We start from the raw sequence: 21,204 nt of genomic DNA, 5'->3' as shown, positions 1-21,204 counted from the left end.
AGCCAAGGGTGTCCAGGTACCGGTGAATGATCAACTCACTCTGTGCGGCCTGCACGGCGGCCCGCGAAGCGGCTGGCGCCGGCCCGGCGAGGTGCCTCAGCGCCGGTGGCGGCCCCGGTGCCGGACGGCCGGGGCGGACGGCCGCGCCGGGAGGAACAGCCGGGCCGCCTCCCGGCCCAGGTTGACGCCGATGGCCAGGGACAACGCCGTGGCGGTGGCGTGCCCGAGGCGGCCGAGGCCGGCCTCCGGTTCGCCGCGGACGAAGGCGAGCAGCCCGAAGTACAGCAGCGACCCGGGCAGCAGCGACCCCAGGGCCGCGGTGACGTACGGCAGCACCGAGCCGCCCCGGTAACGGGCCATCAGCTGGCCGGACAGGCCGACCAGGACGGCGGCCAGGCCGGTGGCCACGATCGGCTCCGTGCCGGCGTCGGCCAGCACGGAGTACGTGGTCCAGCCCGCCGCGCTGTTGACCAGGACGGCCGGCAGGGTGGTCGGCTCGGTGTTGAGCAGCACCGCGAAGGTCAGCGCGAGCAGGACGGCGGCCGCGAGTTGCAGCGGCGGGTTGGAGGTGGCGGCCGGGCCGCTCTCGGCCGCCAGGTCCGCGCCGTTGTTGACCCCGATGTAGAGCACGGTCATCACCCCGACGACCACGCCCGCCAGTAGGTACAGCACCTCCAACAGCCGTGCGGCGGCGGTGAGGTAGAAGCCCGCGAGGCCGTCCTGCACGGCCGCGACCATCGGCCAGCCGGGCAGCAGCGCGTACAGTCCGCCGGTGATCACCACCGAGCCGCGCAGCTGCAGCTGGTTGAAGGACATCAGGATGCCGACCACCGCGGCCGGGGTCGCGGCCGCCGCGATCCGGTAGAACTCCGGCAGGTCGTGCCGTTCGACCCGGTCGGCCAGCACGCCGCCCACCACCGTGGTGACCACGGCGCTCACGAACACCAGCCAGGCCCGGGCGTCGGCCCGGCCGCCGACCAGCAGGGTGGCGGCGCCGGCCAGCAGGCCGGAGGAGAGGACCAGGACCCAGGCCGGGTAGTGGCGGCAGTGCCGGCGCACGGCGCGCAGCCGCCGGTGGGCGTCGTCCACGGCGAGACCGCCCGCGGTGATCTCGGTGACCAGCCGGAACAGCGCGGCCAGCCCGGAGTAGTCCCCGGTGGGGCGGCGGACGAAGCGTTCGGCCGTCACCGGCGGGTCGCCGTGGCCGGGCCGGTAGGAGATCGCGACCCGGGTGAAGGCGACCTGGGGGTCGCAGGGGCGGACCCGGTAGGTGCGCGCCACGGCGAGCATCGCCGCCTCGACGTCCTCGGCGCCCTCGCCACAGATCAGCATCAACTCGCCCACCAGCAGCGCCAGTCCGAGCACGGCGGCGACCGCGGCGGGCCCCGGCTCGGCCGCACCCTCGTCCTCCTCCTCGCCGTGCCCGGCCGCCGGGTGGGCGGAGTTCGGGGAACGCAGCAGCGGCAGCATCTGCTCCGGCCAGCGGACCGCGCCACCCACCGCCCGGGGCGGTCTTCCGGAGCCGGGATCGGCCTCCTCGGCCGCGCCCGGTCCGCCCTGCGACGGCACCCGCGAACCGTCCGGCCCGGCCGTCCCGGCCCGCGCACCGCTCTCCTCGTGTTCCCGCATCGTCGCTCCCTGGACCACCCCCCAACTCGGCTGCTCTCGGCACTCCTTCGACTACCCATCGTCACCACTTCGTGAACGTCGCACCCGGAGTGCGGAATGATCCGCGCGCCCCGCTCGGCGGCCGGCGCCGTCTCATCATGCGGACGATTGCGCGGTTCTCCGGCCGGAAACCGGCGGGCCGGACGTAGGGTGACAGGTGCAGCTGGTTCGCCCCGTCCGCCAGGCGGGGCGTCGTAAGAGGGAACCCGGTGACGCCTTTCAACAGGCCAGTCCGGGACTGCCCCGCAGCGGTGAGTGGGAACGACCGCCGTCATACGCACTGGGCCCGGGTCGGGTCTGGGAAGCGACGGCCAGTAGGTGCCGGTCCTCGACGAGGACGGGCGGGCCCGCGAGTCCGAAGACCTGCCACTGCCCGGGCGCGACCGTTCGCGCCCGGCCATCCGGTGACCTCGAGGGCGGGTCGGCGACCACACCAGGCGGAGCCGTACCCGTGTGCGGGCGGTCGCCCGGTCTGTCGTCCCTTCGCGTCCTCGCCCCCGTCGCCGGGCACTTGAGGAATCAGACTCGCGAAGGAGAGTCCCTTGACCACGAAGTCCGCAGCCGCGGCGACCCTCGCCACCGCCCACGGCTACCCCCGGCAGGGCCGGGGCCGGGAGTTGAAGAAGGCGATCGAGGGCTACTGGAAGGGCGCCGTCACCGCCGAGGCACTGCTGGCCACCGCCGCCGACCTGCGCCGGGGGAACTGGCAGCAGCTCGCCGACTCCGGCATCGAGGAGGTCCCGACCGGCGACTTCTCGCTCTACGACCACGTGCTGGACACCACCGTGGCGGTCGGCGCGATCCCGCCGCGGCACCGGGAGGCGGTCGACGCCGACCCGCTGGACGGCTACTTCGCCATGGCGCGCGGCAACCAGGACGTCGCTCCGCTGGAGATGACCAAATGGTTCGACACCAACTACCACTACCTCGTCCCGGAGTTGGGACCGGACACCGCCTTCGCCGCGAACCCGGCCAAGGCCGTGGCCGAGTTCGAGGAGGCCCTCGCGCTCGGCCATGACGCCCGTCCGGTGCTGGTCGGGCCGGTCACTTACCTGCTGCTCGCCAAGCCGGCGCCCGGGGTGGCCCCCGACTTCCAGCCGATCACCCTGCTGGACCGGCTGCTGCCCGTCTACGAGGAGCTGCTCACGGCACTCCGGGCCGCGGGCGCGCAGTGGGTGCAGTTGGACGAGCCCGCGCTCGTCCAGGACCGGACCCCGGCCGAGCTGAACGCGGCCGCCCGGGCCTACCGTGAGCTGGGCGCGCGGACCGACCGGCCGAAGCTGCTGGTGGCGAGCTACTTCGACCGCCTCGGCGACGCCCTGGCGGTGCTGGCCAAGGCCCCGGTGGAGGGCCTGGCGCTGGACTTCACCGGGCCGGCCGCCGCCAACCTGGAGGACCTCGCCGCCGTCGGCGGGCTGCCCGGCAAGCGCCTGGTCGCCGGGGTGATCGACGGGCGCAACATCTGGATCAACGACCTGGGCGCTTCGCTGGCCACCCTGGCCACCCTGCTCGGGCTCGCCGACCGGGTCGACGTCGCGCCGTCCTGCTCGCTGCTGCACGTGCCGATCGACGCCACCCTCGAACGCGACATCGACCCGCAGATCGCCCGCTGGCTGGCCTTCGCCAAGCAGAAGGCCACCGAGGCCGCCCTGCTGGCCCGCGCCCTGCGCGAGGGCACCGGCGCGATCACCGCCGAACTCGCCGCCAACCGCGCCGACCTGGCCTCCCGCGCCACCTCGCCGATCACCCGGGACCCGGCCGTCCGCGCCCGCACCGCGGCCGTCACCCCGGGCGACGCCCGGCGCGCCCAGCCCTACCCCGTACGGGCCGAGGCCCAGCGGGCCCGGCTCGCACTGCCGCTGCTGCCGACCACCACCATCGGCTCCTTCCCGCAGACCACCGAACTGCGCGTCGCCCGCGCCGACCTGACCGCCGGGCGGATCGACGCCGCCGCGTACCGGGAGCGGATGGCGGCGGAGGTCCGCGAGGTCATCGCCTACCAGGAGAAGGCCGGGCTGGACGTCCTGGTGCACGGCGAGCCCGAGCGCAACGACATGGTCCAGTACTTCGCCGAGCAGCTCACCGGCTACCTGGCCACCCGGCACGGCTGGGTGCAGTCCTACGGCACCCGCTACGTCCGGCCGCCGGTGCTGGCCGGGGACATCTCCCGCCCGCACCCGATGACGGTCGACTGGTTCCGCTACGCCCAGGACCTGACCGACCGTCCGGTCAAGGGCATGCTGACCGGCCCGGTCACCATGCTCGCCTGGTCCTTCGTCCGCGACGACCAGCCGCTCGCCGAGACCGCCCGGCAGGTCGCCCTCGCCCTGCGCGACGAGGTCACCGACCTGGAGGCGGCCGGCGCCGCCGTCGTCCAGGTCGACGAACCGGCCCTGCGCGAGACCCTGCCGCTGCGCGCCGCCGGCCGCCCGGCCTACCTGGACTGGGCCACCGAGGCCTTCCGGCTGGCCACCTCGGGCGTGCGCGCCGACACCCAGGTGCACACCCACATGTGCTACGCCGAGTTCGGCGCGATCATGACCGCGATCGACGACCTCGACGCCGACGTCATCTCCCTGGAGGCCGCCCGCTCGCACATGGAGGTCGCCGGGGAGCTGGCCGCCGCCGGGTACCCGCGCGAGGTCGGCCCGGGCGTCTGGGACATCCACTCCCCGCGCGTGCCGAGCACCGAGGAGGCCGTCGAGCTGCTCCGGGCCGGTCTCGCGGCGATCCCGGCCGAGCGGCTCTGGGTCAACCCCGACTGCGGCCTCAAGACCCGCGGCTGGCCCGAGACCCGCGCCTCGCTGGAGAGCCTGGTCGGCGCCGCCCGCCGCCTGCGGGCCGAACTCACGGGCTGACCACGAGAGTTCGGGGGGGCGGGCCCGGCGCACGACTGCCGGGCCCGCCCCCGCGCGGGGGCGGTGTCGCGCCTGGGGTCGGTGATTCAGGGTCAGGACTTCCGGCGGCGGCGGCGGGCCGGGGCCGACCGGTCGACCCTGGCCCCGGCCCCGGTCCCGGCCCCGGTCCCGGCCTCGCCCCGGTCGGCCCGTGCTACCTCCCGGCCCGGCGGCTGCCGAGTCGCAGGCCGCCGAACACCAGGCCGCCCACGAAGAGGACGATCCCGATCAGGAGCAGCCACAGCAGCCCCTTCACCAGGACACCCACGAAGCCGAACACCACCGCGATGAGCAGGATGAACAGGAGCAGTGCCATGTCGTTCCCCTTCCCCTTCGTCTCTTCGTGTCCGCCTGTCAGGCTCGTGTCCGCCGTCGGGTGCCGCCGTCAGCGGTCGCGCCCGAGGGCGCCCTCGACCCGGTCGGCGGCGCCGCGCGCGGCGTCCTTGACGTCGTCCGCGGCCTGCTTGACCTTCGACTCGACCTGATCGGCCTGGCCCTCGCCCTTGAGCTTCTGGTCGCCGATCGCGTCCCCGGCCTTCTCCTTGGCCTTCCCGGCCAGTTCCTGCGCCTTGTTCGACAGGCTGCCCATGCGGTCCTCCCGTGGTCCGTGGTCCGTCGTCCGTCGGTGGCGTGGTGCCACCGCCTGTTCGTCTGCGTTTGCCCCGTAATCGCCCTTCCATGCACCGGGGCGGATCGGTGTCCTGGCGCGTTGCGCGGCGCGGTGCGGCCGCCCGGCTGAGATGCTCTGCCGGTGGAGACCAGGGACACGGGCCGGATCGAGGCGTTCAGCGACGGGGTGTTCGCGATCGCGATCACCCTGCTGGTGCTGGAGATCAAGATCCCTCAGGCGCACGGGGCGGCGGAGCTGTGGCGGGCGCTCGGGGCGCAGTGGCCGTCGTACTTCGCGTACGTGGTGAGTTTCCTGGTGATCGGCGTGGTCTGGGTGAACCACCACACCCTGTTCGTCCACCTCGCGCGGGTCGACCGCACCCTGATGTTCCTCAACCTGCTGCTGCTCATGCTGATCTCGGTGCTGCCGTTCCCGACCGCCGTGGTCGCGCAGAACCTGCGCAACGGCTCGGCGGCGAACGTCGCGGCGGCCGTGTACGGCGCGGTGATGGTCGGCCAGTCGGCGCTGTTCTCCGCCTTCTGGAACCACGTCACGCGCACCGGCCGGTGCTTCGACGAGCGGGTGGACGTGCCGGCCGCCCGGGCGGCCCGGTGGCGGTTCGAACTGGGGCTGGTGGTCTACCCGCTCACCGTCGCGCTGGCCTTTCTCTCCGCCCCGGCGGCCCTCGCCGTCCACGGACTGCTGGCCGTCTACTACGGGTTCAACCAGGTACGGGTGCCGCTGCTGGCCCAGGGGGCGTGACCGAATCGCGGAACGGCGGGCGGGGGAGGGCCGGTTGTCGTAGCCTCCGGGCCATGGACCACGACTTCGCCACCCGCTTCGCCCAGGACTGGGCCGCCGCCTGGAACTCCCACGACCTGGAGCGCATCCTCGCCCACTTCACCGAGGACGTCGTCTTCGCCTCGCCCCGGATCGTCGAGCTGATCGGCGACCCGTCCGGCGAGGTGCGCGGCAAGGAGGCCCTGCGCGTCTACTGGTCGAAGGGCCTCCAGCACCTGCCCGACCTGCACTTCACCGTCGAGGACGTCCGGGCCTCCGTGGACACCCTCGTCATCAACTACCGCAACGAGCGCGGCCGGGCCGTCGCGGAGGTGCTCACCTTCCGCGACGGCCTGGTCTGCCAGGGCCTCGGCGCGTACGGGCCGGAGGCGTAGCGCTCGACCGGCCTGCCTGGCGCCGAGACCGGCCTGGAGGCCGTCCGCCACGAAGCCGCCGAGGCCGAGGGCCGTCAGACGACGGTCAGGACGATCTTGCCGGTGGTGCGGCCCTGCTCGCCGAGCTCATGGGCCTTCGCCGCCTGGTCGAGCGGGAGGACGGCCTCGACCACGGGCCGCAGCGCGCCCCGCTCGGCCAGGGCGGTGAGCTCGCGCAGGCCCAGGTGGTCGGGCTCGACCAGGACCCAGCTCGCGCTGACGCCGTCCCGCGCCGCCGGGACGTCGCCCGGGCCGGGCAGGGTGATCAGCCGGCCGCCGGGACGCAGCACCTGCAGGGAACGCTCGGCGGTCTCGCCGCCGAGCCCGTCGAGCACCACGTCCACCTCGGACACGGCCTCCTCGAAGCGGACCGCACGGTAGTCGACCACCTCGTCCGCACCCAGTTCGCGCAGCAGGTCGTGCTTGCCCGCGCTGGCCGTGCCGATGACGTACGCGCCGCGCGCCTTCGCGATCTGGACCGCCAGGTGGCCGACGCCACCGGCCGCCGCGTGCACCAGCACCCGCTCGCCGGGACGCACGTCGGCGGCGTCGACCAGGGCCTGCCAGGCGGTCAGCCCGGCCAGCGGCAGCGCCGCCGCCTCCACGTGCGTCAGTCCGGCCGGCTTCGGAACGAGGTGCCGGGCCGGGGCGACGACGTACTCGGCGTACCCGCCCGCCTGGCGCGGGAACAGCGGCATCCCGTAGACCTCGTCGCCGGGGCGGTGGTTGCTCACCCCGGGGCCGACGGCCTCCACCGTGCCGGAGACGTCCCAGCCGACCACCGGCACCTCGCCCCACTCGATGAGCGCCCCGCTGGCCCTGGTCTTCCAGTCCACCGGGTTCACCCCGGCCGCGTGCACCTTCACCAGGACCTCGTTCATCCCGGGCTCGGGCCGCGCCAGCTCCCGCTCCACCAGCTGCTCCGGGCCGCCCCACTGCTCCACCACGACTGCACGCATGTCCGTACGCCTTGCTCTCGTCGGATCCGGTCGATCCGTTCCACCGCCGGGTCTGCCCGGCGCAACGAGGTCAACCATCCCGTGTCCGGAGCCGGCGCGGGGTTGGCCGTCCGGCCACTATGTGACAGGATCTGGCCATGGCAAGGATCCGGCCGGAGGCACCGCGGAACTGCTCGAACCCGGCGCCGATGGCGCCCGATCCGCACCGGGTCGCGGTGCTGGCCCTGCCCGGGGTCCCGCCGTTCGAGCTGGGCATCCCGTCCCGGGTGTTCGGCAGCGCGGAGGACGCCGAGGGTCGCCGACTCTACGAGGTCACGGTCTGCACCGCCGACGGGGCCGCCGTCCTCAGCGACGCGGGTTTCACCGTGCAGCCGGCCGCCGGCCCCGAGGCCCTGGCCGCGGCGGACACCGTGGTCATCCCGCCCACCCATGCGATGCCCGAGCTGGCCGGCGGCGGCCCGCTGCCGCCCGAGGTCACCGCGGCCGTCGCCCGCATCCGCCCCGGCACCCGGCTGGTGTCGATCTGCTCGGGCTCCTACGTGCTCGCCGCGGCCGGACTGCTCGACGGCCGGCCGGCCACCACCCACTGGAACCTCGCCCCCGAGTTCCGCCGGGCCTACCCCGCGGTCAAGGTCGACGAGGAGGTGCTCTTCGTCGACGACGGCGATGTGCTCACCTCCGCCGGGGTGGCCGCGGGCGTCGACCTCTGCCTGCACCTGATCCGCCGCGACCACGGCGCGGCCACCGCCAACCGGGTCGCCCGGATGTGCGTCGTGCCGCCCTGGCGGGACGGCGGGCAGGCCCAGTACATCGACCGTCCCGTCCCCGACCCCACCATCGCGGGCACCACCGCCACCCGGGCCTGGGCGCTCGCCCACCTCCACGAACCGCTGCCCCTCACCAGGCTCGCCGAGCACGCCCGGATGAGCCTGCGCTCCTTCACCCGGCGCTTCCGCGACGAGGTCGGCATGACCCCGGTCCAGTGGCTCACCGCCCAGCGGCTCGAACTGGCCAAACAGCTCCTGGAGACCACGGACCTGTCCATCGACCTGGTCGCCCACCGGGCGGGCTTCGGCACCGCGAACTCCCTGCGCGCCCACATGCGGGCGGCCTTCGGCATCTCACCCGCCTCCTACCGCCGCACCTTCGGCACGGACGACCGGGTGGCCGCGCTCAGGTGACCGCCCGGGCCGGCCCCGTCCGGCCGGGGGCGGGGGCGGTCGGGGCAGCCGGGAGGCCGAACTGCGCCAGGATCAGGCCGACTTGGTGATGGTGTAGACGACGTAGACGCCGCACTGGGCGCCGGAGCCCTGCCTGCTGACGACCCAGCCGGCCGGGATGGTGGACGGCCCGCAGACCTGCATGCTGGTCTGGTCGGTGACCTTGACGATGGTGTACGTCCCGTAGCTGCCGCAGAGCGAGGAGTTGCTCTGGATCGCGGTGATCACCCAGCCCGCCGGGACGGCTGACTGCGCGCAGTCCTGGAGGGTGGTCTGGGTGGTGACCTTCAACAGGGAGTACAGCGGGTAGTTGCCGCACCCGGCGCCGTTCTGCATCGCGGTGATCACCCACCCGGTGGGAACGGGCGAGTTCCCACAGGCCTGGATGCTGCTCTGGTTCGACAACTGGACGATGGTGTACGTCCCGTAGGTGCCGCAGGCCGCGGAGTTGGTCTGGATGGCGGTGATCACCCAGCCGCTGGGGAGGGCGGACTGTCCGCAGTCCTGGAGGGTGGTCTGGGTGGTGACCTTCAACAGGGAGTACAGCGGGTAGTTGCCGCACCCGGCGCCGTTCTGGGTCGCGGTGATCACCCACCCGCTGGGAACGGGCCAGTTGCCGCAGGCCTGGACGCTGGTCCGGTCGCCCAGCGGGACGAGGGTGTACGTGCTGTAGGTGCCGCAGGCCGGGGAGACGGTCTGGATGGCGGTGATCACCCAGCCCGGCGGGATCGGGGACTGCCCGCAGTCCTGGAGGACGGTCTGGGTGGTGACCTTGAGCAGCGAGTACAGCGGGTAGCTCCCGCAGGTGCCGGCGCCGCTCTGCATCGCGGTGATCACCCAGCCGCTGGGCACCGGCCCGTTCGAGCAGGCCTGGACGGAGGTCAGGGCCGAGGCGTCGGCGATGGTGAACAACCCGTAGCCGCTGCACCCGGACCACTGCTCACTGACGATCACCCAGCCGGTGGGCACCGGGGTGTAGCCGCAGATCGTCGTCGTGCCGTCGGCCTGCGGCGCGGCCTGCACGGCTTGGGCGGACCGGGCGGGCTGGGCCAGCTGGGCGGGTTGGGCCGCCTGCGCGGCCGGGGCGCCCGCGAGGGTCAGGGCGCCCAGTAACAGAACCGCCGCCGTGAGCCAGCGGGACAGGGACCGTCTCGGTCCGAACAGTCGCATCCGTCGTCCTCCTGATCGTTCGGGACAGTTGGCGCCTGAGAGCTTGGCAGGCCCGGGCACGCGTGACCAGACCCCCGGCGGCCCGGAGCCCCGCGCTGCGCCGCGGCCTGCCGCCGGACGGGTGGATTGCGTGGGGGGCAGCGCGCGGCGGCGGCCGGGGGCGCGTGCCGCCGTCCACACTCCCGCCGTACGGCGGACGGCGGCACCGACGGGCCTGGTGCCGCGCCGCCCGGACGAGGGAGGACCCCCGATGGACCGTCACGGCGCAGCCCACCGCGCAGCCCACCGCGCAGCCCACCGCACTGCCGGTCGCACCGCCCACGGCTCCGGCCGGGCGGTGGGCGCACCGGCGCTGGCGGCCCTGCTGCTGAGCGGCCCGCTGCTCGCCGGGTGCACCTCGGCGGCCGCCACCGACCCGGAGGCCGCGCCCACGCCGTCCCCCTCCTCCGCCTCGTCCCCCTCCTCCGCCCCGGCCACCGCCCCGGCCACCGCGCCGCCCGCCCAGCCGGCGCCGCAGCTGACGGACCAGCAGGTGAACGCCGCCGTCGGCCGGATCGACGGCTACGTACAGGACGCGATGGCGAAGACCGGCGTCCCCGGGGTGGCGGTCGCCGTGGTGTACCAGGACAAGGTGATCCACGCGAAGGGCTTCGGCGTCCGGCAGCTCGGCAAGCCCGACCAGGTGGACCCGGACACCGTGTTCCAGCTGGCCTCGGTCTCCAAGCCGATCTCCTCGACGGTGGTCGCCGGGGCGGTCGGCCAGAAGGTCGCCACCTGGGACGACCCGGTGACCGCCCACGACCCGGGCTTCGCGCTGGCCGACCCGTACGTGACGGAGCACGTGACGATCGCCGACCTGTTCTCGCACCGCAGCGGCCTGCCGGACCACGCCGGTGACCTGCTGGAGGACCTCGGCTACCAGCGCGACTACATCGTCCAGCACCTGCGTGACCAGCCGCTCAGCCCGTTCCGGGCGAGCTACGCCTACACCAACTACGGCCTGACCGAGGCGGCGGTGGCCGTCGCCAAGGCCAAGGGGGTGGCCTGGGAGGACCTCGCGGCGGACGTCCTCTACAAGCCGCTGGGGATGAACTCCACCAGCTCGCGGCGCTCCGACTACGACGCCGCGGGCAACAAGGCGGCGCCGCACGTGAAGACGGACGGCGGCTGGCAGGTCAGCACCACCGAGGACGCCGACTCCCAATCCCCGGCCGGCGGGGTGAGTTCCACCGTGCAGGACCTCGCCCGGTGGATGCGGTTGCAGCTCGCCGACGGGAAGTTCGAGGGCCGGGCGGTGATCGACCCGGCCGCCCTGAACGAGACCCGCACCCCGCACTACGTCAACAGCCCGCCGAGGGCGCCGGCCGCCCCCGCGGGCTTCTACGGCCTCGGCTGGAACGTGAACACCGACGCCGACGGACGGTTGCGGCTGAACCACTCCGGTGGCTTCGAGCTGGGCGCGGCGACCACGGTGACCCTGCTGCCCTCCGAGCAGCTGGGGATCGTGGTGCTGACCAACGGCCAGCCGACCGGCGTGCCGGAGGCGATCGCCGAGGAGTTCTTCGACCTGGCCCAGAACGGTCACGAGACGGTCGACTGGCTGTCCTTCCTCGGCAAGGTGGTGCCCGCCGCCGCGGCGAGCCCCGTCTCGAAGACCGACTACGCCAAGCCCCCGGCCGGCGCCGCCCCGGCCAAGCCGAACTCCGCCTACGTCGGGACGTACGGCAGCGGCTACTACGGGCCGCTGGCCGTCAGCGAGCAGGACGGCGGGCTGGTGATGACGGTGGGGCCCGCCGGGCTGCGGTACCCGCTGACGCACTTCGACGGCGACGTGTTCAGCTTCGCCAGCAAGGGGGAGAACGCCGTCGGCCTGTCCGGGGTGACCTTCACGGTCGGCGGCGACGGGCGGGCCGCCAAGCTGGTGGTCGAGCAGCTGGACGTGGACGGCCTCGGGACCTTCACGCGTTCGTGAGGCCCGTTCGTGAGGCTCGTTCCTGAGGCCCGCTCCCTGGGCCTGCTCCTGAGGCCCGTCCCTGAGGCCCGCTCCTGAGGCCCGTTCCTGCCTGACGCCCCGTGCGCGGGCCCGCTGCGCGAAGTTGTCTGACCAAGTTCGGCCCGTGTTCGCCCGCGCGCCCTTCCCCGGGCGGCGCGGAACCGGTACTTCTGTGTCCCGCCCGTGGTGCACCGCCACCGGCACCCACCCTCACGCAACCAACGGAACGGGACGAGGTACCCCCATGCGACTGCGCTGGAGCCCCTTCGGCGGACTGCTCGCCACCCTCCCGCTCGTCGGCGCGCTGGTCGTCGGCGCCCCCGCCGACGCCCGGGCCGCGAGCGGCAGCGGCAACCTGATCGTCAACGGCGACGCCGAGGCCGGCGGCTACTGCACCAACGACTGGAGCGCCGCCACCACCGTCCCGGGCTGGACCGTCCAGACCGGCGGCATCGACGTGATGTGCTCCACGGTCGGCTCCTTCGGCCTGCCGAACGACGGGCAGACCGCCGGCAAGGCCTTCTTCGCACCGGGCAACTTCGGGGACGGCTCGATGAGCCAGACCGTCGACGTCTCCTCGGCGGCCGGCGCGATCGACGGCGGCGGCGTGCACTACAACCTGGCGGGCTGGCTGGGCGGTTGGACCACGTACGGCGGCTACGCCGCGGTCAGCCTGCACTTCCAGGACGCCGGCGGCAACCCGCTCGGCGCCACCGCCAAGCTGCCGACCGTCTCGGCGACCGACCGCGGCCTGGGTACCAAGTTCCTCGCCCGCAGCGCCACCGGCGCCGTCCCGGCCGGGACCCGCTCGATCCAGGTCGAGGTGCAGTTCCTCTCCACCACGAACGAGACCGGCTACCTGGACAACCTCTCGCTCACCCTCGACACCCCGGTCGCCGCGCCCGCGCCGATCGCCCCGCCGGTCTCCAAGGTCCCGGGCTACGACCACGTGTTCACCGTCATGATGGAGAACACCGACTACACCCAGATCATGAACGACCCGGCGGACACCCCGTTCATCCACAGCCTGATGTCCCAGGGCGCCACCCTCACCGACTCGCACGGCGTCTACCACCCCAGCGACGAGAACTACCTGGCGATCGCGGGCGGTGACACCTACACCAAGGGCGCCACCTACTGGCCCAACATCAACTCCCCGCAGCGCAACCTCGGCGACACCATCGAGGACGCCGGCAAGACCTGGAAGGCCTACGAGCAGGGCATGGGCACGCCCTGCAACACCACCAAGACCTACGACAGCTACTACATGCCCGACGACGCGCCGTTCATCAACTACACCGACATCAGCGGCAACCCGGCCCGCTGCGCGGCTCACCTGTTCGACACCTCGCAGCTGACCACCGACCTCAAGTCGGCGGCCACCACGCCGAACTTCTCCTGGATCGCCGCCGACGACTACTACGACGGCGAGGCCTCCGGCAACGGCAGCGCCACCAGCCTCAAGGCCCAGGACGGCTGGCTGCAGCAGACCCTCGCCCCGGTGCTGTCCTCCCCGGCCTGGACCCAGCAGCGCTCGCTGCTCGTGCTGACCTGGGACGAGAGCCAGAACGAGGGCTACGACCATGTGGCCACCGTCGTCGTCGGCTCGCAGGGCACCGTCCCGGCCGGGACCAGCAGCCCGCTGCACTACGACCACTACGGCATCGGCCGGACCTTCGAGTCGGCCCTCGGGCTGCCCGGCCTGACCGCCAACGACACCTATGCGACGCCGCTGAACGCCGCGTTCGCGCCGTTCACCGCGACCGGCCCGACCCTGACCGGCGACCTCAACGCGGTCGCCGCCGGCGGCAACCTCACCCTGCGTTACGCCCTGCCGACCGCCGCCCAGGCCGGTGCCAAGAACTGGATCGGCTTCTACCCGGCGGGCGTCACCCCGGGCTCCCGCTCCTCGCTCACCTGGTCCTACGCCCCGAACCAGAGCGGCGCCCTCACCTTTGCCAGCGGCAAGCTCGGCGGCGCGGGCCGGTACGACGCGTACCTCCTGGCCAACGACGGCTACTCGGTGCTGGCCGGTCCGTTCACCGTCACCGTCGGCTGACGGCGGGGCCGGAGGCCGAAGGGGCCCGCCCGGGGAAGCCCGGGCGGGCCGCCCGCTCTTCTCCTCCTCCGAGCTGGAGCACCGTGCCGCTGCAGATCGCTCCGGCGCCGCGCACCCCGCACCGCTGCGGCGCCCCGCCGTCCTCGGTCCGGACCTCGGCGGCCACCCCACCGTCCGGCGCGAAGGTCACCCGGCGGGCGTAGAGCCGACGGTGGGACAGCCCTCAGGCCTCGTCGGCCGGTGCGGCGGTGGTGGGGAGGGCCCGGACGGCCTGGGCGATGTCGGTGCGGAGCTCGTCCAGGCTGTGGTCGGGGCCGAAGATCATGCGGCGGAGCTGGGGCATGGCCAGGCTCCAGCCGACCAGGCCGAGGGCGAAGAACAGGCGGGTGCGGGGGTCGCCGGTGCCCTGGGCGGCCTGGAGCTTGTCCTGGTAGTGGCGGGTGCGGGCCGCCTCGCCGGGGACGGGCCCGTCGCCGAGTTCGAGGGCCTCCCACATGAGCAGCCGCAGCGCCTCCGGGTGGGCGCGGTGGTAGTCGAAGAGGCGCCCGGCGTAGGCGGGCAGGTCGTCGTCGCCGGGCGGGACGGCCTCGGCGAGGTCGGCCATCAGGCGTTCGAGGACGGCGGCGAAGAGCTTGTCCTTGTCGCCGAAGTAGTCGTAGATCGCCCGCTTGTTGGCCCGGGCCTGGGCGGCGATGCGGTCCACCCGGGCGCCGGCGACGCCGTGGGCGGCGAATTCGGCGGCCGCCGCCGTAAGGATCCGCTCTTTGGTTGCCGTCGAGTCGTAGGCCATGGAGCGATGGTAACGAACCGGTTCGTTTGACGATCCCGCGACGGTCTGCGACGCTCTCTTCGAGCTTCCGAACCAACTAGTTCGTTCGAATGGAGTGGTGATGCCCAGGATCGATCCGCCCGCGCCCGCCTCACCAGTGCCCGCCTCGCCAGTGCCCGCCTCGCCCGCGCCACTTCCGTTGCCGTCCGTTCCGCCTGCGCCTGCGCCTGCGCCCGCGCCCGCGCCGGCTCCGTCGCCGCCCGCCGAGCCGGGCCGGCGGCTGCCGCTGGTGATGGCGCTGGCCTGCGGCGTCAGCGTGGCGAACGTCTACTTCCCCCAGGCCCTCACCCCGCTCGTCGCCGACGGGTTCGGCATCGCGCCGGGCACGGCGGCGGGCGTGGCCACCGTCACCCAACTCGGCTACGCCGCCGGGATCTTCCTGCTCGTCCCGCTCGGCGACCGGCTGCCCCGCCGCCCCTTGATCAGCGTGCTGCTGGCCGTGACGGGCTGCGCACTGCTGGCCGCCGGGCTCGCCCCGGCCGCCGGCCTGCTGGTCGCCGCCGGTGCCGTGGTCGGCCTGGCCACGGTCGTCCCGCAACTGCTGCTGCCCCTCGCGGCGGGCCTGGTCGCACCCTACCGGCGCGGCGCCGTGATCGGCACCCTCCAGGGCGGCCTGATCGGCGGGATCCTGCTGGCCCGCACCTTCGGCGGCGTGCTCGGCGACCACCTCGGCTGGCGCGCTCCCTACCTCGTCGCAGCCGGACTCACCGGCCTGCTCGCGCTGGTCCTCGCCCTGGCCCTGCCCAGCACCGGGCCGGCCACCCGCGAGCGGTACCCCGCCCTGCTCGCCGACACCGTACGGATGCTCCGCACCGAGCCCGGCCTACGCCGCTCCGCGCTCTACCAGGCCACCCTCTTCGCCGGGTTCAGCGCCGCCTGGACGGCGCTCGCCCTGCTGCTCACCGGGCCGCCCTACCGCCTGGGCACCCAGGCGGTCGGCGTGCTGGCCCTGATCGGCGCGGCCAGCATGTTCTGCGCCCCGGCCGCCGGCCGCTGGGTCGACCGGCACGGCCCGGACCGGGTGAACGGCTGGTGCATCGCGGCCACCCTCGCCGCGGCCGCCGTGCTCACCGCGGGCGCGGCGGGCGGAGCGACCGGCCTGGCCGGGCTCGTCGTCGGGCTCCTGCTGCTGGACGTGGCGGTGCAGTGCAGCCAGGTCGCCAACCAGGCCCGGATCTTCGCCCTGAACCCGGCGGCCCGCAGCCGGTTGAACACCGCCTACATGACCTGCTCGTTCCTCGGCGGCAGCGCCGGATCGTGGCTGGGCATCCGGGTCCACGCCCGGTACGGCTGGCCGGGGGTGTGCGCCCTCATCGCCCTCGCCGCGGCGGTCGCGCTCGCCGCCCGACTGCGCGGACCCGGCCGTACGGACACGCCGTCAGCGCCCCCGGCCGCGGCCGAATGAACGGCCGCCGCGCCTTCGCCAGGGCGCCACCGCCGCTTCCACGCCCTCGACCTTCCCGCTCCAGCCTCCGAAGGGACCTGCCATGACATTCCCCGCCATGCCCGCCGCCGTCCTCCAGTTCTTCCGCGCCTCCCAGGACGGCGACGCCGACACCTGGGCGGCGGCCTTCGCCGAGGACGGCGTCTTCCACGACCCCGTCGGCACCCCGCCGATCACCGGACGCGCCGCGATCCACGAGTTCATCGCCTCCGTGCTGCCCAACTTCCGGCCCTTCCTCGGCCTCACGCCGCTGGAGGCCCACACCGTCGGCCGGCACGTCGCCGTCTCCTGGCGCGGCGCCGCCGTCGCACTGGACGGCAAGCCGGTCAACTGGTCCGGCATCAACATCTACGAACTGGACGACACCGGCCTCATCCGGGAGGCCAGGGCCTACTTCAACAGCGCGATCTTCCAAGCCCAGTTGACGGGCTGAACCTGGGGCACCGGGCCATCCGGGCCGGTGGTTCAGCACTGCCAGAGGAGGACGGCCCGGGCGCAGGGCCCGCAGGTGAAGGCGAAGGCGCGGCCGCCACCGCCGAAGTTCATGGCGGTGGCGCGGTCGGGCCCCTCCTCCAGCTGGACGGCCAGCGGCATGGGGCGGTCGCACCCGGGGCAGGAGGGCGTCTCGTCGCCCTGGAGCCAGGCCGGGCTTCCGCCGAGCCGGCCGAGGACGGCGGACGGCGGACGCCTGGTCCTGGCCGTCCAGGCCTCGCGGGCCGTGTCGTAGTCGGGGCCGTCCTCGTGTGCGACTGCCGCCGCTCCGACGGCCTCGAGGAAGAGCACCGGTTCGTCGGTGCCGTCGTCGGGCTCGTTCAGGAGGACCTGGGCGAGGAACTGCATCGGCCCGTCGCTCGGGGAAGGAGCCGGTGGTCGAGCCGGGGCCCGGCGGAACCCTCGCCAGGCCTGCCGGCACGGCTGGAAAACGGTGCGAAAACGGTGCGACTACCCGTGCAGCGGGTGGGTGCGCGACGGTCGGAACGTGCAGGAAATCACCGACCGGCCGTCCTCCGCGCGGCCCACCGGTCCCGCCGGACCCGCCGGACCGGCCGTACCCGACCGGACCGCCGACGGGCGGGCCCGGCCGCGCGCGTCGGTCGACCGGGCCCCGGCGCCCCGTCGTAGGCTCGCGGCCGTGACCGCCCCGACCGCACCGGCCCCGGCCGGACTGACCACCGGAGCCCTCGCCCGCCGGCTCGGCGTCTCGCCCACCACCATCCGGTCCTGGGAACGCCGCTACGGCATCGGCCCGGCCCACCGCGCCCCCGGGCGGCACCGCCGGTGGGAGCCGGAGGACGTGGCCGTCCTGGAGGAGATGTGCCGGCTCACCGCCCGGGGTGTCAATCCCGCCGAGGCCGCGCGGACGGCCCTGGCGGCCGGGGCCGCCTCCGGCTCCGAGACCGGACCGGGGACGGGGCGGCCGACGGCCCGTACCGGTACGGCCTCCGGCGGCAACACCCTGCCGGTGGGCACCGTGCGCCCCGAGTGCCGGGGACTGGCCCGGGCCGCCGTCCGGCTGGACGCCCCCGAGGTGGCCCGCATCCTGCGCCGTAGCGTCGACGAACTCGGCGCCGTCCTCGCCTGGACGGAGGTGATGACCCCGGCGCTGCGGGCGGCCGGACGCAAGTGGGTCGCCGAGGGCGAGCGCTACGTCGAGGTGGAGCACCTGCTGTCCTGGCACGTGGCGGCCGCCCTGCGCCGGGTCGCCGACCGGACCGAGCCGCTGCCCGGCCCGGCCGCGCTGCTCGCCGGGATGCCGTCCGAACTGCACGCCCTCCCGCTGGAGGCGCTCGCCGCGGCGCTGGCCGAACGCGGTCTGCCGTTCCGGATGTTCGGGCCCGCGCTGCCGCCCGAGGCGCTGCTCGAAGCGGTGCGCCGGACCGGCCCGCCCGCCGTGCTGCTCTGGTCGCAGGTCACCCGCACCGCCGACCGGGCCCTGGTCGAACGGGTGGTCCGTACGGCCTGGGGCCCGCAGGGCGCGCGCACCCAGCCGGTGGTGCTGGTCGCCGGACCGGGCTGGGCCGGTCCCCGCCGCCCGCCGGGCACCCTGCGACCACGCGACCTCGCCACCGCCCTCGACCAGCTGGCGGGACTGCTCCGCTGACCGGAGTCCAGCACACATTCCTCAGCAACACCCCACCGTACGGAAGGAGCGGACATGGACGAGCCGACCCCGACCGGCAAGCACTGCCTGGTCACCGGCGCCACCGGCTACATCGGCGGCCGTCTGGTCCCCGAGCTGCTCGCCGCCGGGCACCGCGTCCGCTGCCTGGCCCGCGACCCGGGCCGGCTGCGCGACCAGCCGTGGCGCGCCGAGGTGGAGACGGCCACCGGTGACGTCACCCGGCCGGAGACGCTGGACGGCGCCTTCGACGGCATCGAAGTCGCCTACTACCTGGTCCACTCCCTCGGCACCGGGCCGGACTTCGAGTCCACCGACCGCCGCGCCGCCAGGGCCTTCGCCCGCGCGGCCGCCCGCGCCGGGGTCGGCCGGATCGTCTACCTCAGCGGGCTGGTGCCCGCCGGGGTGCCCGAGGCCGACCTGTCCCCGCACCTGCGCTCGCGCGCCGAGGTCGGTCGGGTGCTGCGGGAGGCCGGGGTGCCCACCGCCGAACTGCGGGCCGCCGTCATCATCGGCTCCGGCTCCGCCTCCTTCGAGATGCTCCGCTACCTGACCGAGCGCCTGCCCGCCATGGTCACCCCGCGCTGGGTCAGCACCCGGATCCAGCCCATCGCCGTCCGCGACGTGCTCCACTACCTCGTCGGCGCCGCCGCGCTGCCGCCCGAGGTCGACCGGGCCTTCGACATCGGCGGACCGGACGTGCTGACCTACCGGCTGATGATGCAGCGCTACGCCCGCGCGGCCGGCCTGCCGCCCCGGCTGATCCTGCCGGTGCCGGTGCTCACGCCGTCGCTGTCCAGCCACTGGGTCGGCCTGGTCACCCCCGTGCCGGGCCCGCTCGCCCGCCCGCTGGTGGAGTCACTGCGGCACGAAGTCGTCTGCCACGAGCACGACATCGCCCGCTGGATCCCCGACCCGCCGCAGGGCCTGACCGGCCTCGACCGTGCCCTCGAACTCGCCCTGCGCCGCATCCGCGAGGCCCGGGTCACCACCCGGTGGTCCTCCGCCTCGCTGCCCGGCGCCCCCAGCGACCCGCTGCCCACCGACCCCGACTGGGCCGGCGGCAGCCTCTACCAGGACCTGCGGGAACGGCGGGTGGACGCCGACCCGGCCGCCGTGTGGCGGGTCGTCGAGGGCCTCGGCGGCGAGAACGGCTGGTACTCCCTCCCGTTCGCCTGGGCGCTGCGCGGCACCCTCGACCGGCTGGCCGGCGGGGTCGGCCTGCGGCGCGGCCGGCGCGACCGGGACCACCTGCGGGTCGGCGACGCCCTCGACTTCTGGCGGGTCGAGGAGATCGAACCCGGCCGCCTGCTGCGACTGCGGGCCGAGATGCGGCTGCCCGGCCTGGCCTGGCTCGAACTGCGGGTCTCCCCGGACGGGGACGGCGGCACCCGCTACCGCCAGCGCGCCCTGTTCCACCCGCACGGACTGGCCGGTCACGCCTACTGGTGGTCGGTGGCGCCGTTCCACTCCCTGGTGTTCGAGGCCATGGCGCGCAACATCACCGAACGGGCCCGGCACGCCGCGTGACCGGCCGACCGCCTTGGAACCCCACCCCCGGAACCCCCACCCCGAGAACCCCGACCGCACCCGCCCCGAGGTCCCGCCGATGACCGTCTCGATCGCCCTGTTCACCCAGGACCTGCGCCTGCACGACAACCCCGTGCTGCACGCCGCCCGAACCGCCGCCGACCAGGTGGTGCCGCTGTTCGTCCTCGACCCGGCCGTCGAGGCGGCCGGCTTCGCCGCCCCCAACCGGCTGGCCTTCCTGGCCGACTGCCTCGCCGACCTGGACGCCTCGCTGCGCTGGGCCGGCTCCCGGCTGATCGTCCGCCGGGGCCCGACCGCCGAGCAGACGGCCAGGCTCGCCGCCGAGACCGGGGCCGGGACGGTGCACGTCGCCGCCGGGGTCAGCGGCTACGCCCGGCGGCGCGAGGCCGCGCTGCTCGCCCTGTTCGGCGACCGGCTGCACGTCCACGACGCCTCGGTGACGGTCGTGCCGCCCGGGCGGGTCGCCCCGGCCGGCCGCGACCACTACGCCGTCTTCACCCCGTACCACCGCGCCTGGCAGCAGGCCCCGCACCGCACCGTGCTGGGCGCGCCCCGGGTGATCCGCACGCCGGACGGCATCGGCAGCGAGAACCTCGTGGTCAGCGGCCCGTTCTCGCCCTCGCTGCCGCGCGGCGGCGAGACCGCGGCCCGGGAACGGTGGCGGCGCTGGGACGTCGACGCGTACGCCGACGTCCACGACGACCTGGCGGCCGACGACACCTCCCGGCTCTCCCCGTACCTGCACTTCGGCTGCCTGTCGGCCACCGAGCTGACCACCCGCGCCCTCCAGCGCGGCGGCCCCGGGGCGGAGGCCTTCGTCCGGCAGCTGGCCTGGCGCGACTTCCACCACCAGGTGCTCGCCGCCCGCCCCGACGCCGCGCACCGCGACTACCGCGCCCGGGACGACCGCTGGCACCACGACGAGCACGAGGCCGAGGCCTGGCGGCAGGGTCGCACCGGCTACCCGATCGTCGACGCCGGGATGCGCCAGCTCGCCGAGGAGGGCTGGATGCACAACCGGGCCCGGCTGCTGACGGCGAGCTTCCTCGCCAAGTCGCTCTACCTGGACTGGCGGATCGGCGCCGCCCACTTCCTCTCGCTGCTGGTCGACGGCGATGTCGCGAACAACCAGCTCAACTGGCAGTGGGTGGCCGGCACCGGCACCGACACCCGGCCCAACCGGGTGCTCAACCCGCTGCGCCAGGCCGACCGCCACGACCCGGACGGAGCCTACGTACGGCGCTGGGTGCCGGAGCTGGCCCACCTGCCCGGACCGGCCGTGCACCGCCCCTGGCTGCTCGCCCCCGAGTACCCGGACCCGATCATCGCCCCCGACACCCTGACGGCCCGGATGCGCCGGGCCCGGGGCCTGGAATAGACCGGCGGGGACTGCTTTCGCCGCAGCCACGGCCCTGTGAGGGACACGGCCACGGTGAGCGCCGGCGCCGGCAGGGCGTCCACCCGCGACTCC

Annotated in this window: 19 protein-coding genes and 1 riboswitch; of the genes, 11 read left to right on the top strand and 8 right to left on the bottom strand. The window is 74.6% G+C overall.

The features are described from left to right. Nucleotides 1–96: 96 nt before the first annotated feature. A complete protein-coding gene (locus ACIQWA_RS00490) occupies nt 97–1,629 on the bottom strand; it encodes a threonine/serine exporter ThrE family protein (protein ID WP_402476269.1) in 1,533 nt (510 codons plus the stop codon). A gap of 234 nt (nt 1,630–1,863) precedes the next feature. After that, a riboswitch (cobalamin riboswitch) is annotated at nt 1,864–2,033 on the top strand. A 177-nt stretch (nt 2,034–2,210) separates the two neighbouring features. Here ACIQWA_RS00490 and metE point away from each other — a divergent pair. Beyond that, the gene (metE, locus tag ACIQWA_RS00485) at nt 2,211–4,526 is read left to right on the top strand and encodes a 5-methyltetrahydropteroyltriglutamate--homocysteine S-methyltransferase (protein WP_402476267.1); all 2,316 of its coding nucleotides are present in this window, start codon (nt 2,211–2,213) and stop codon (nt 4,524–4,526) included. A 193-nt stretch (nt 4,527–4,719) separates the two neighbouring features. Here the strand turns inward: metE and ACIQWA_RS00480 are convergent, their stop codons facing one another. Both ACIQWA_RS00480 and ACIQWA_RS00475 read right to left on the bottom strand, forming a co-directional pair. Further along, a complete protein-coding gene (locus ACIQWA_RS00480; protein ID WP_360235922.1) occupies nt 4,720–4,881 on the bottom strand; it encodes a hypothetical protein in 162 nt (53 codons plus the stop codon). A gap of 69 nt (nt 4,882–4,950) precedes the next feature. Further along, nucleotides 4,951–5,154 carry a CsbD family protein gene (locus ACIQWA_RS00475; protein WP_402476263.1) on the bottom strand — a complete coding sequence of 68 codons (204 nt, stop codon included), beginning with the start codon at nt 5,152–5,154 and terminating at the stop codon, nt 4,951–4,953. A gap of 162 nt (nt 5,155–5,316) precedes the next feature. Here ACIQWA_RS00475 and ACIQWA_RS00470 point away from each other — a divergent pair, with 162 nt between their 5' ends. Together ACIQWA_RS00470 and ACIQWA_RS00465 are read left to right on the top strand one after the other, a co-directional pair. Further along, complete coding sequence (locus tag ACIQWA_RS00470; RefSeq protein WP_402476260.1) at nt 5,317–5,937, top strand: TMEM175 family protein; 621 nt, start codon at nt 5,317–5,319, stop codon at nt 5,935–5,937. Between the two features lie 53 nt (nt 5,938–5,990). Continuing rightward, the gene (locus tag ACIQWA_RS00465) at nt 5,991–6,350 is read left to right on the top strand and encodes a nuclear transport factor 2 family protein (RefSeq protein WP_360235931.1); all 360 of its coding nucleotides are present in this window, start codon (nt 5,991–5,993) and stop codon (nt 6,348–6,350) included. Between the two features lie 74 nt (nt 6,351–6,424). On the opposite strand, the gene ACIQWA_RS00460 is transcribed toward ACIQWA_RS00465, so the two are convergent. Continuing rightward, nucleotides 6,425–7,348 carry an NADP-dependent oxidoreductase gene (locus ACIQWA_RS00460; RefSeq protein ID WP_402476257.1) on the bottom strand — a complete coding sequence of 308 codons (924 nt, stop codon included), beginning with the start codon at nt 7,346–7,348 and terminating at the stop codon, nt 6,425–6,427. A 137-nt stretch (nt 7,349–7,485) separates the two neighbouring features. Here ACIQWA_RS00460 and ACIQWA_RS00455 point away from each other — a divergent pair, with 137 nt between their 5' ends. Beyond that, on the top strand, nt 7,486–8,529 hold the full coding sequence (locus tag ACIQWA_RS00455; RefSeq protein WP_402476254.1) for a GlxA family transcriptional regulator: 1,044 nt from the start codon (nt 7,486–7,488) through the stop codon (nt 8,527–8,529). Between the two features lie 72 nt (nt 8,530–8,601). Here the strand turns inward: ACIQWA_RS00455 and ACIQWA_RS00450 are convergent, their stop codons facing one another. After that, nucleotides 8,602–9,738: a hypothetical protein gene (locus ACIQWA_RS00450; protein ID WP_402476252.1), complete on the bottom strand. Its 1,137-nt coding sequence runs from the start codon at nt 9,736–9,738 to the stop codon at nt 8,602–8,604. A gap of 250 nt (nt 9,739–9,988) precedes the next feature. Here ACIQWA_RS00450 and ACIQWA_RS00445 point away from each other — a divergent pair, with 250 nt between their 5' ends. Both ACIQWA_RS00445 and ACIQWA_RS00440 read left to right on the top strand, forming a co-directional pair. Further along, nucleotides 9,989–11,710, top strand: a complete 1,722-nt coding sequence (locus ACIQWA_RS00445; RefSeq protein WP_402476249.1) for a serine hydrolase — start codon at nt 9,989–9,991, stop codon at nt 11,708–11,710. Between the two features lie 265 nt (nt 11,711–11,975). Further along, nucleotides 11,976–13,790, top strand: coding sequence for an alkaline phosphatase family protein (locus tag ACIQWA_RS00440; protein ID WP_402476247.1), 1,815 nt, complete (start codon nt 11,976–11,978; stop codon nt 13,788–13,790). Here the strand turns inward: ACIQWA_RS00440 and ACIQWA_RS00435 are convergent. Next, complete coding sequence (locus ACIQWA_RS00435) at nt 13,777–13,980, bottom strand: hypothetical protein (protein ID WP_402476244.1); 204 nt, start codon at nt 13,978–13,980, stop codon at nt 13,777–13,779. The genes ACIQWA_RS00440 and ACIQWA_RS00435 overlap by 14 nt on opposite strands. A 33-nt stretch (nt 13,981–14,013) precedes the next feature. After that, nucleotides 14,014–14,580 (bottom strand): TetR/AcrR family transcriptional regulator, encoded by a 567-nt coding sequence (locus ACIQWA_RS00430; RefSeq protein WP_402476241.1) that lies wholly within the window; start codon nt 14,578–14,580, stop codon nt 14,014–14,016. A gap of 271 nt (nt 14,581–14,851) precedes the next feature. Between ACIQWA_RS00430 and ACIQWA_RS00425 the strand changes: the two genes are divergently transcribed. Further along, nucleotides 14,852–16,024: an MFS transporter gene (locus ACIQWA_RS00425; protein ID WP_402477823.1), complete on the top strand. Its 1,173-nt coding sequence runs from the start codon at nt 14,852–14,854 to the stop codon at nt 16,022–16,024. Between the two features lie 82 nt (nt 16,025–16,106). Further along, nucleotides 16,107–16,496, top strand: a complete 390-nt coding sequence (locus tag ACIQWA_RS00420; RefSeq protein ID WP_402476240.1) for a nuclear transport factor 2 family protein — start codon at nt 16,107–16,109, stop codon at nt 16,494–16,496. Nucleotides 16,497–16,528: 32 nt separating this feature from the next. Here ACIQWA_RS00420 and ACIQWA_RS00415 read toward each other — a convergent pair whose 3' ends face one another. Continuing rightward, nucleotides 16,529–16,903 carry a hypothetical protein gene (locus tag ACIQWA_RS00415; protein WP_402476237.1) on the bottom strand — a complete coding sequence of 125 codons (375 nt, stop codon included), beginning with the start codon at nt 16,901–16,903 and terminating at the stop codon, nt 16,529–16,531. 292 nt (nt 16,904–17,195) lie between these two features. Here ACIQWA_RS00415 and ACIQWA_RS00410 point away from each other — a divergent pair, with 292 nt between their 5' ends. The 3 genes from ACIQWA_RS00410 to ACIQWA_RS00400 all read left to right on the top strand — a co-directional run bounded on the left by ACIQWA_RS00410 (nt 17,196) and on the right by ACIQWA_RS00400 (nt 21,111). Further along, a complete protein-coding gene (locus ACIQWA_RS00410; protein WP_402476235.1) occupies nt 17,196–18,164 on the top strand; it encodes a MerR family transcriptional regulator in 969 nt (322 codons plus the stop codon). Nucleotides 18,165–18,218: 54 nt separating this feature from the next. Beyond that, nucleotides 18,219–19,712, top strand: coding sequence for an SDR family oxidoreductase (locus tag ACIQWA_RS00405; RefSeq protein ID WP_402476233.1), 1,494 nt, complete (start codon nt 18,219–18,221; stop codon nt 19,710–19,712). 79 nt (nt 19,713–19,791) lie between these two features. Next, nucleotides 19,792–21,111 carry a cryptochrome/photolyase family protein gene (locus tag ACIQWA_RS00400; RefSeq protein ID WP_402476231.1) on the top strand — a complete coding sequence of 440 codons (1,320 nt, stop codon included), beginning with the start codon at nt 19,792–19,794 and terminating at the stop codon, nt 21,109–21,111. The last annotated feature ends 93 nt before the right edge of the window (nt 21,112–21,204 follow it).

Origin of the sequence: Kitasatospora sp. NPDC098652 (assembly GCF_044760155.1) — a bacterium.
Taxonomy (GTDB): Bacteria; Actinomycetota; Actinomycetes; order Streptomycetales; family Streptomycetaceae; genus Kitasatospora.
Note: the sequence above shows the minus strand (reverse complement) of the source record. Positions and strands in the feature narration are given on the sequence as shown.